Origin of the sequence: Halorubrum rarum, from assembly GCF_048380895.1 — an archaeon.
GTDB lineage: Archaea > Halobacteriota > Halobacteria > Halobacteriales > Haloferacaceae > Halorubrum.
In genome coordinates, this window is sequence record NZ_JBLWMN010000034.1 from 1 (window position 1) to 8,895 (window position 8,895).

The 8,895-nt window shown below is 64.8% G+C and carries 9 protein-coding genes; 5 read left to right on the plus strand and 4 right to left on the minus strand.

Annotation, left to right across the window (positions count from 1 at the left end; all coding sequences use genetic code 11):
* Positions 1-255 precede the first annotated feature (255 nt).
* On the minus strand, positions 256-834 hold the full coding sequence (locus tag ACNSN7_RS15445; protein ID WP_418283193.1) for a DUF7090 family protein: 579 nt from the start codon (positions 832-834) through the stop codon (positions 256-258).
* Between the two features lie 154 nt (positions 835-988).
* Between ACNSN7_RS15445 and ACNSN7_RS15450 the strand changes: the two genes are divergently transcribed.
* Both ACNSN7_RS15450 and ACNSN7_RS15455 read left to right on the plus strand, forming a co-directional pair.
* Positions 989-1,561: a magnesium transporter gene (locus tag ACNSN7_RS15450; RefSeq protein ID WP_418283194.1), complete on the plus strand. Its 573-nt coding sequence runs from the start codon at positions 989-991 to the stop codon at positions 1,559-1,561.
* Between the two features lie 203 nt (positions 1,562-1,764).
* Positions 1,765-2,280, plus strand: a complete 516-nt coding sequence (locus ACNSN7_RS15455) for a magnesium transporter (RefSeq protein WP_418283201.1) — start codon at positions 1,765-1,767, stop codon at positions 2,278-2,280.
* A gap of 115 nt (positions 2,281-2,395) precedes the next feature.
* Here ACNSN7_RS15455 and ACNSN7_RS15460 read toward each other — a convergent pair whose 3' ends face one another.
* The gene (locus ACNSN7_RS15460) at positions 2,396-2,839 is read right to left on the minus strand and encodes a DUF2391 domain-containing protein (RefSeq protein WP_418283195.1); all 444 of its coding nucleotides are present in this window, start codon (positions 2,837-2,839) and stop codon (positions 2,396-2,398) included.
* Positions 2,840-2,997: 158 nt separating this feature from the next.
* Here ACNSN7_RS15460 and ACNSN7_RS15465 point away from each other — a divergent pair, with 158 nt between their 5' ends.
* Entirely contained in the window at positions 2,998-3,675 is a 678-nt protein-coding gene (locus tag ACNSN7_RS15465; RefSeq protein ID WP_418283196.1) for a class I SAM-dependent methyltransferase, read from the plus strand.
* 85 nt (positions 3,676-3,760) lie between these two features.
* Entirely contained in the window at positions 3,761-6,391 is a 2,631-nt protein-coding gene (locus ACNSN7_RS15470) for a valine--tRNA ligase (protein ID WP_418283197.1), read from the plus strand.
* A gap of 39 nt (positions 6,392-6,430) precedes the next feature.
* On the opposite strand, the gene ACNSN7_RS15475 is transcribed toward ACNSN7_RS15470, so the two are convergent.
* Positions 6,431-7,486, minus strand: a complete 1,056-nt coding sequence (locus ACNSN7_RS15475; protein WP_418283198.1) for a quinone-dependent dihydroorotate dehydrogenase — start codon at positions 7,484-7,486, stop codon at positions 6,431-6,433.
* A gap of 171 nt (positions 7,487-7,657) precedes the next feature.
* On the minus strand, positions 7,658-7,861 hold the full coding sequence (locus tag ACNSN7_RS15480) for a hypothetical protein (RefSeq protein WP_418283199.1): 204 nt from the start codon (positions 7,859-7,861) through the stop codon (positions 7,658-7,660).
* 252 nt (positions 7,862-8,113) lie between these two features.
* Here ACNSN7_RS15480 and ACNSN7_RS15485 point away from each other — a divergent pair, with 252 nt between their 5' ends.
* The gene (locus ACNSN7_RS15485) at positions 8,114-8,443 is read left to right on the plus strand and encodes a non-histone chromosomal MC1 family protein (RefSeq protein ID WP_418283200.1); all 330 of its coding nucleotides are present in this window, start codon (positions 8,114-8,116) and stop codon (positions 8,441-8,443) included.
* Positions 8,444-8,895 lie beyond the last annotated feature (452 nt).

Below are 8,895 nucleotides of genomic sequence, written 5' to 3' on the forward strand. Positions count from 1 at the left end.
GGTCGCCGGAACCGCTCGGCGACCGCCCCTGACTCCCTCGCACGCGCTCCTCGCGCCCGTTGGGCGCTCGGAGGCGCGCGCCACCGCATCAGCTCTTTATAAGAAGCCATCGCCGCTACTCACGGCCATTTAAATAGTCGATCACGACCGACAGCCTGCAACACTCACTCCCGAGATCGCTCGCCACCGTTCCTGTACTGAGCGTATCCCGTTCTGATGTGCGAACGCTTCTATGACTCCCTGAGGCAGCGTATCTTATATATCCACGTCGACGTTCCCGTCTTCGTCGAGGTCGATCACGCCGTCGAACAGCGCTCGGAACCGATCTATCGTCGCGACCTCGTGAACCTCTTCCGAGAGGTGGAAGATCCCGACGGCGTCGTGTTCATCGAGGAGGTCCAGTATCTCTCCGGCCGCATCGTACACGGCGTCGTCGTCGGCGTAATACGCCATCTCCGTGAGCGAGTCGACGGACACTCGCCGCTTGCCCTCGTGTTCCGAGAGGAAGCGTCCGACTCGGTCGACGACACCGTCGAGGTCGTCGGGAGCGGACACGTAGTACACGTCGTCCGCGGACCGGCGCGAGTAGCCGCGCTCGACGGAGAGCGTGTCGAGGATCGTCGCCTTCGTCTCGTCGACGTCGTAGTACTCCAACTTCTGCTCGACTTCGCGCGCGGTCGTGCGCGTGGACACGACGAGAAAGGCGTCCGTGTCGGCTTTCAGGAAGTCGGTATCGATGCGATCGGTCTCGCCGATGCTCGGATGGATAAGCAGGAGTCCCGTACCGCCGGGGATCGATTCGGGCCCGTTTTCGATGGCGAGCGCGTAGTCCATACGGATCGGAACTCCCGAGTCGACTTAATCCTGCGGGCACCGGACACGGGACGGCTCTCGGATCTCGGCGAGAGACTGGTCTTGGATCGGTGCCTCCTCCCGTCGCAGCCGTACGCCGCACCGCTTTTCACTCATCCCGCCGTTCGTCCGCTCGATGAACGGTCACGACACCGCGCGTGACGTCTACCGACAGGCGCTTCCGGTGATCCTCGTCAGTCTGATCGCCGGACTGTTCGCCGGGACGATTCTCGGGTCGGAAACGATGCGGAGCGGAATCGAGAGCGTTCCCGGGATACTCCTCCTGTTACCGGCGTTCCTCGCGACTCGCGGCGGGGTGTACGGATCGCTCGGCGCGCGCCTCTCGACGGGACTCCATCAGGGGATTATCGAACCCCGGTTCCGGGCTAATCGGCGGCTCACGAACGCGATCGTCGCCTCGTTTATCAACGGGATGTCGGTCTCGGTGTTCATCGCCGTCATCACCTCGCTCACGTTGACCCTGTTCGGCGACGGCGGAAACCTCCTCCAGCTCGTCGGTATCATGGTCGTTGCGGGATTCCTCTCGGCGATCCTGATGCTGTCGGTTCTCATCACGGTCATCTTCCTGGGCTACCGACGGGGACTCGATCCGGACAACGTGATCGGGCCCGTCGTCACGACGCTGGGTGACGTGTTCGGCGTGTTGTTCCTGCTTGTCGGGATCCACGTCGTCGGGGTGGTGTTGTGAGCGATCCGAGCGCCGTCGAGACCGCCGGCAGTGACGACTCGGGGGCCGAAACCTCCGGGGAGACGTCGAACCCAGGGGGCGACGCGACGGGCGCTTCACGAGACGCATCGGCTTCACGAGACGCATCGTCGACCCCAGGCGGGAAGGACCCGGCGGAGCCGGTTCCGGTCAACGAATGGTCGATATCTCGGATCGTCCGGACGATGGTTCCGCTGCTCGCCGGGCTGTCGGTGCTCCAGTTGGTGTCCGGTTCGGTACTGGAATCGTTCGAAGAGACGCTGTTGGTGAACCCGGCACTGCTCGTTCTGGTCCCGGTACAGATCGGCACCGCCGGCAATCTCGCGTCGATCATGTGCTCGCGGCTCACCACACAACTTTACTTGGGGACGTACGAGCCGAGCCTCTCGAACCCCGGCGTCCGTGCCAACGTGGGTGCGGTGTTCGCGCTTTCCGGGACCGTCTTCGGCGCAGTCGGCGTCGCGGCGTGGGCCATCGGCGTCGCGTTCGGGGGATCGCTCGGTCTCGGCCGGGTCCTGTTCATCTCGCTCGTCTCCGGCATGCTGCTGGCTCTGCTCGTCGTGATCTCGAGTATCGTCGCGGTCGAGGCGTCGTACCGCGTCGGGCTCAATCCCGACGACACCACGATCCCGATCGTCACCAACGTCTGTGACATCGCCGGCGTGTTGATCCTGTTCGCGGTCGTCGCCGTCGTGCTGTGACGGCGACCCGGCGTATCGCTTCGAGCTCCGCGTTCCGACGTTGCGGCGCTGTCGGGCCCTGAACCGGTCGTATCAGGACCCCGAATCGATCGGATCAAGCCCCGAACCGATCGGGTCACAACACGCTGTCCGCGGTCGCGGCACCGACGACGCTGAACACTGCACCGACGGAGACCGCCTTGAACGTCGTCATCCACAGCTCCGTTCCAGTGATACCCTGTTCGACGAGGAACGTGTCCGGCGCGTCGAACAGCACGGCGAGCAGCAACACGGACCCGAACGCGACGATCATCAACGAGAGGAACCGGATCGGGATCCCGACCACACCCTGTTCCTTGCCGGGATCTCGCCCGGTGTCCGCACGGTACAGGGCGGTGTAGCCGATCGCCGCGACGACCGCGGCAGTCATGAGAGCCTGAAAGCCGTTCATACCGCTCGCGAGGAGCCACACCTCCTCCGTGACGACGAACGGACCGGCGAGGAGGAACCCGCCGACGATCTGCTGGGCGGAGTCGGCGACCCGGAAGCGCGGCCGTCGCAGCGACTTCGGACGTTTCATACGGGAGTCCCCTCGCGGCTCCGGACGAAAACGGCACCGCTTCCGGTCGACGGCTCGTCCGACCACCGCACTATTCGTGGGCGTGTCCCGACTCCTCACCGAAGCACCGCGAATACCCCGACTCTCACACTTTTGACGCCCCCGCACCTTGTCCGGGTATGAGCGTTCGAGAGGAGTTCGACGAGTGGGCGACGTCCGGAAAGGATCGCGGGATGGAGGACCGTCACTGGCACACCGCCAAACACGTCCTCGCACGAATGCCGGTGGAGCCCGGAGACCGAGTCGTCGATCTCGGAACCGGGTCCGGGTACGCGCTCCGCGCGCTCCGCGAGCGCGGGATCGGTGGCGGATACGGCCTCGACGGTGCGCCCGAGATGGTACGGAACGCGCGGGAATACACCGACGACGAGGCGGTCGGATACCTCGTCGGAGACTTCGATTCGCTCCCCTTCCTCGACGACTCGGTTGACCACGTCTTCTCGATGGAGTCGTTCTACTACGCCGCCGAACCGCACACCACGCTCTCGGAGATCCGTCGGATCTTGAAGCCGGGCGGGACGTTCTACTGTGCGGTCAACTACTTCGCCGAGAGCGAGTCTACACACGCGTGGCAGGGGGAGATCTCCGTCGACATGACCCTGTGGAGCCGCGGTGAGTACCGCCAGGCGTTCCGGGACGCGGGGTTGTACGTCGCCGAGCAGGACACCGTTCCCGACCGGGAGATCGAGATCCCCCCGGCGTCGGCGTTCCCGACCGAGGACTGGACGAGTCGCGAGGCGATGGTCGATCGATATCGGACGTGGGGAACCCTCGTAACCGTCGGCGTCGCGCCGTAACGGGTCGCCGCCGCCTCCGAGGATCGACCCGCTCTTCGCATAACCGAGTCCGTTAAGGGGGAACCGACGGAAACCACCTCCAAGAATGCCCACCGGAGAGTACGACCCCGACACCGCGGAGCCGCACTGGCAGCGGCGATGGGTCGACGACGAGACGTACGCCTACCCCGACGACCCGGTCGATCCGAACACCGCCTTCTCCATCGACACCCCGCCGCCGACCGTCTCTGGGAGCCTCCACTGGGGCCACGTGTACGGCTCCATCCTTCAGGACGTCGTCGCTCGCTTCCACCGTATGCACGACAGCGAGGTGTTCTACCCGTTCGGCTACGACGACAATGGGATCGCCTCCGAACGACTCACCGAGCGCGAGCTCGACGTCCGCCATCAGGATTTCGAGCGCCGCGAGTTCCAGCGGAAGTGCCGGGAGGTGTGCCAGCAGTACGAAGACGAGTTCACCGAGAAGATGCAGGGCGTGGGGCTCTCCATCGACTGGAACAACACCTACCGTACCATCTCCCCGGAGGTCCAGCGCGTCTCCCAGCTCTCGTTCGTCGACCTGTACGAGAAGGGCCGCGAGTACCGTCAGGAGGCACCCGCGATCTGGTGTCCCGAGTGCGAGACCGCCATCTCACAGGTCGAGACGGAGGACGACGAGCGCGACTCGCACTTCCACGACATCGAGTTCGCCGTCGCCGGCTCCGATGACTCCGACGACGCCTTTACCATCTCCACGACACGTCCCGAACTTCTCCCCGCCTGTGTCGCGGTCTTCGTGCACCCCGACGACGAGGAGAACCAGCAGCTCGTCGGCGAGGACGCGGAGGTCCCGCTGTTCGGTCACGAGGTCCCGATCATCGCCGACGACCGCGTCGACATGGAGACGGGGTCGGGGATCGTGATGTGCTGTACGTTCGGCGACCAGAACGACATCGAGTGGTACCAGGCACACGACCTGGACCTTCGGGTCGCGATCGACGAGTCCGCGCACATGACCGACGTCGCCGGCGAGTACGCGGGACTTCACTCCTCGGCGGCTCGCGAGGCCATCGTCGACGACCTCGACGACGCGGGCGCGCTGCTCGACCGCTGGGGGATCTCCCACAGCGTCAACGTCCACGAGCGCTGCGGGACGAGCGTCGAGTTCCTCGTCACCGAGCAGTGGTACGTCGAGGTGCTGGACAAACGCGAGGAGTACCTCGCGGCCGGCCGCGAGATGGAATGGTTCCCCGAGAAGATGTTCACCCGGTACGAACACTGGGTCGAGGGACTCCAATGGGACTGGCTCATCTCGCGGCAGCGCTCCTCCGGGATCCCGTTCCCGGTGTGGTACTGCGCCGACTGCGATCACGTGATCGTCGCCGAGAAGCCCGAACTCCCGGTCGATCCGCTCTCGGACGACCCGCCGGTCGACGCCTGTCCGGCGTGCGGTCACGACGAGTTCGTTCCGGAGGACGACGTCCTGGACACGTGGGCGACGTCCTCGCTTACCCCCCTGATAAACGCCGGCTGGGACTGGGAGGACGACGCCGAGGAGTTCACGATGGAGCGCCCGGAGATCTACCCGATGAGCGTCCGGCCGCAGGGCCACGACATCATCTCGTTCTGGCTGTTCCACACCGTGATCAAGTGTTACGAGCACACCGGCGAGGTCCCGTTCGAATCGACGATGATCAACGGGATGGTGCTCGACGAGAACCGCGAGAAGATGTCGAAATCGAAGGGGAACGTCGTCGAGCCCGACGCCGTCCTGGAGGAGTATCCCGTCGACGCCGCGCGTTACTGGGCGGCCGGCTCCGCGATCGGCGACGACCTCCCGTATCAGGAGAAGGGGCTTCGCGCGGGCGAGAAACTGATCCGCAAACTGTGGAACGCCTCGAAGCTCGTCGAGTCGCTGACCGACGAGCCGTATCCGGAGCGACCCGACCGCCTGCGCGAGCTCGACCGCTGGATGCTCGCCGAGTTCGACCGCCAGATCGAGGCGCTCACCGGCCAACTGGAGCGCCGCGAGTTCTCCAAGGCGCGCGACGGCCTCCGATCGTTCTTCTGGGGGACCTTCTGTGACGACTACCTCGAGATCGCCAAGGAGCGCGACGACGCCTCCGCCGCGTACACGCTTGCGGTCGTTCACCGTCGGTTCGTGAAGCTGTTCGCGCCGTTCCTCGCACACGTGACCGAGGAGCTCTGGCACGACATGTACGCCGACGAGGCGACAGGCGACGCGACCGACTCCGTGCACCTCGCGTCGTGGCCCGATCCGCTCGGCGTCGAGGCCGACCACGAGGGCGGGGCCGCCGCCATCGCGGTCGTCGGCGCGCTCCGCCGCTACAAAAGCGAGAACCAGCTCCCCCTCAACGCCGACCTCGACGAGGTCGAGGTGTACGCCGACGTGCGCGGCTTCGAAGAGGACGTGACCGGCGTGATGCACGTCGCGGACCTCACCGTCCACTCGGACGCGGAGGCGCCCGTGGAGACGGTCGTGAGCGGTATCGATCTCGACTACTCGCTGGTCGGCCCGAAGTTCGGTGACCGAGTCGGCGAGATCGAGAGCGCGCTCGCGAAGGGCGACTACGAGATCGACGGCGACGAGCTCCACGTCGCGAGCGTCACGCTCTCGGACGAGGAGTTCGAGGTCGAGCGGGAACGGCGTTACGAGGGTGACGGCGAGTTCCTCGAGGCGGACGACGTGGTCGTCATCGTGCGAAACGCACGGTAACGAGCGGTCACGGACCGGTCGCTGAGGGTTTTCGATCGCTCACAGGTCGGTGCCGACTGCCTCTTCCACCGACGAGAATCCGTCGCGATCCAGCAGATCGAGCAGTTCCTCGTTGATGTCGCGCGCGAGGCCCGGTCCCTCGTAGACGAGCCCCGTGTATAGCTGTACGAGCGAGGCTCCGGCGCGGATCTTCTCGTAGGCACCCTCCGCATCGGAGACGCCGCCGACGCCGATGACCGGAACGTCGGTGCGCTCGGCGACGAACCGGACCAACCCCGTCGCGGTTTCCTCGATCGGCTTTCCTGAGAGTCCGCCTCGCTCCGCGCGCTCGGGACTCTTCAGCGATTCCGGTCGCGAGGTCGTCGTGTTCGTCGCGATCACGCCGTCCAGGTCGAGATCGTCGACGACGGCGAGCGCGTCCTCGATCGCGGCCGTCGCGAGGTCCGGGGAGAGCTTCACCAACAGCGGGCTCGCGCCGGCGTCAGCCAACGTTCCGAGGATCTCCGTCAACGCCTCGCGATTCTGGAGCTCGCGGAGGCCGGGCGTGTTCGGACTGGAGACGTTGACGGCGAAATAGTCGCCCGCGTCCGCCACGCGCTCGTACGTGTACAGGTAGTCACCGGCCGCCTCGTCGAGCGGGGTCGACTTCGATTTCCCGACGTTGATCCCGACGGGGACGTCCGGAAGCGGCTCCCGATCGAGGCGTTCGCCGACGGCGTCGGCCCCGTGGTTATTAAATCCCATCCGGTTGATCAGCGCCTCGTCCTCCCGGAGGCGAAACATCCGCGGTCGCGGGTTGCCGGGCTGACGTTCCGCCGTGACGCCGCCGACCTCGACGTGGCCGAACCCTAACGCGGCGAGCGCCCGGGGCACCTCGGCGTTCTTGTCGAATCCAGCAGCGACGCCCACCGGCGTCGGGAACGACCGTCCGAACGCCTCGATCTCCAACCGCGGATCGGAGACGACGTATCGCCTTCGCAGGGCGTTTTGTACCGGTGTCCCCTGTACGGCCCGCAGGAGTCGATGCGTCGCGTTGTGTGCGGTCTCCGGGGGGAGCGAGAACAACGCCGGCTTCAACAGGTCGTACGCGCTCATTGGCGTAGCTCTGGTCGGCGACGGCCATGAATCCGCCGACCGACGCCGGCCGGACCAACGGGTCGAGAGTACGGACCAACGGGTCGCGAGTGCGGATCAACGGGTCGATCGACGTGGAGGTCCCACGATACGGCCGATCGTCACACGGTCCCTGCGTTGGGGGAACAGGATTCAGAAGTCGTGTTCGAGCTCCTCTGGGTCGGAATCGGCTTTCTGGATGATGATCTTACCGTCACGAACCCGAACGAACACCTCGTCGCCGATCTCCATCCCGGCGACGGCGAGTTCGTCCTCGTGGAGGTTCACGTGCACGTTGTGATACTCCCCGTCGTCGTCTTTGGCACCACTCGGACTGAGCTTCTTCTTGCGAACCATCGCCGTTGTCTGCGTCGACCTTCGCCACAGCAGGTACATAAGTGTTGTTTCCGTCGGCGAACACCGCGGATATCGAGCGCGCGCGACGCGAGACGTGGCGATATGTCGGGTTGACGGCGGCGTCTCGACCCTCGCTCGACGCGAAACCGGTAGCCCCCTCCGACATAGTATATAAATGATCTCCCTGCCAGCTTTCATTTCCCCGATATATTTATAACGGATTGTGTGCTGGACTGTCATGGAGGTAAAACCATGGTACGTGAAGACGGTAAGCGAAACTTTGCCCTTCGTGAGGAGGATGGATCGGAACCGAGCGAGTTCTCCGGCAACATGCCTCGACAAGCTGCGCTCAAAGCGGCGCGAACGCTTGAGCCCGGCCCGTCGGAGGAGGAGGCGGAGCGGACGACGCTCAGGCTTCGGGAGAAAGGAACCGAGAAAGTCCACGAGTACGAAGGCTGGGCTTGGAAGGCTGATGCTCCCGAGGTCGATGAGGCGGACGACGACTTCTGGCTCAACGACCTCGAAGACATCACGAAGGCGAACGTCTCGAAGCAGGGAATCGAGTACCTCGACGAGGAGTAGTCGGTTCCGTGTGGCTCGAGTCTACGAGTCGGTCCGAGTTTTTCGATGCGTATCGATGTCGACCAGTGCGATACGTGCCGACGTCGACGCGTGTCGATATCGTCAGGCGTGTCGATATCGCCAGTGACGTCGCACGCGTGTAGGGAGGGTCGATCGACGGATGGATCGACCAATGGGGTCGTCCGGGAGATCTGGAACCGACCGGGAGATCTGGAAGCGTTCGAGAAGTACGGAAGCGTTCAAGAAGTACGGAAGCGTTCAAGAAGTACGGAAGCGTCCATGCGGGACGTCTCGATCGTTCACGCACCTCATGAGCCCGAACGCCGTTTAACACCGTGTGAACGTGTACCCATGAAACCGCATGACGAAGCGCCCCTCCTTCGACGGGGTTAAATACAACCCGGCCATCCGGATGAATGCGAAGGACGCCCCGGCGACGGGGGGTCACGGCC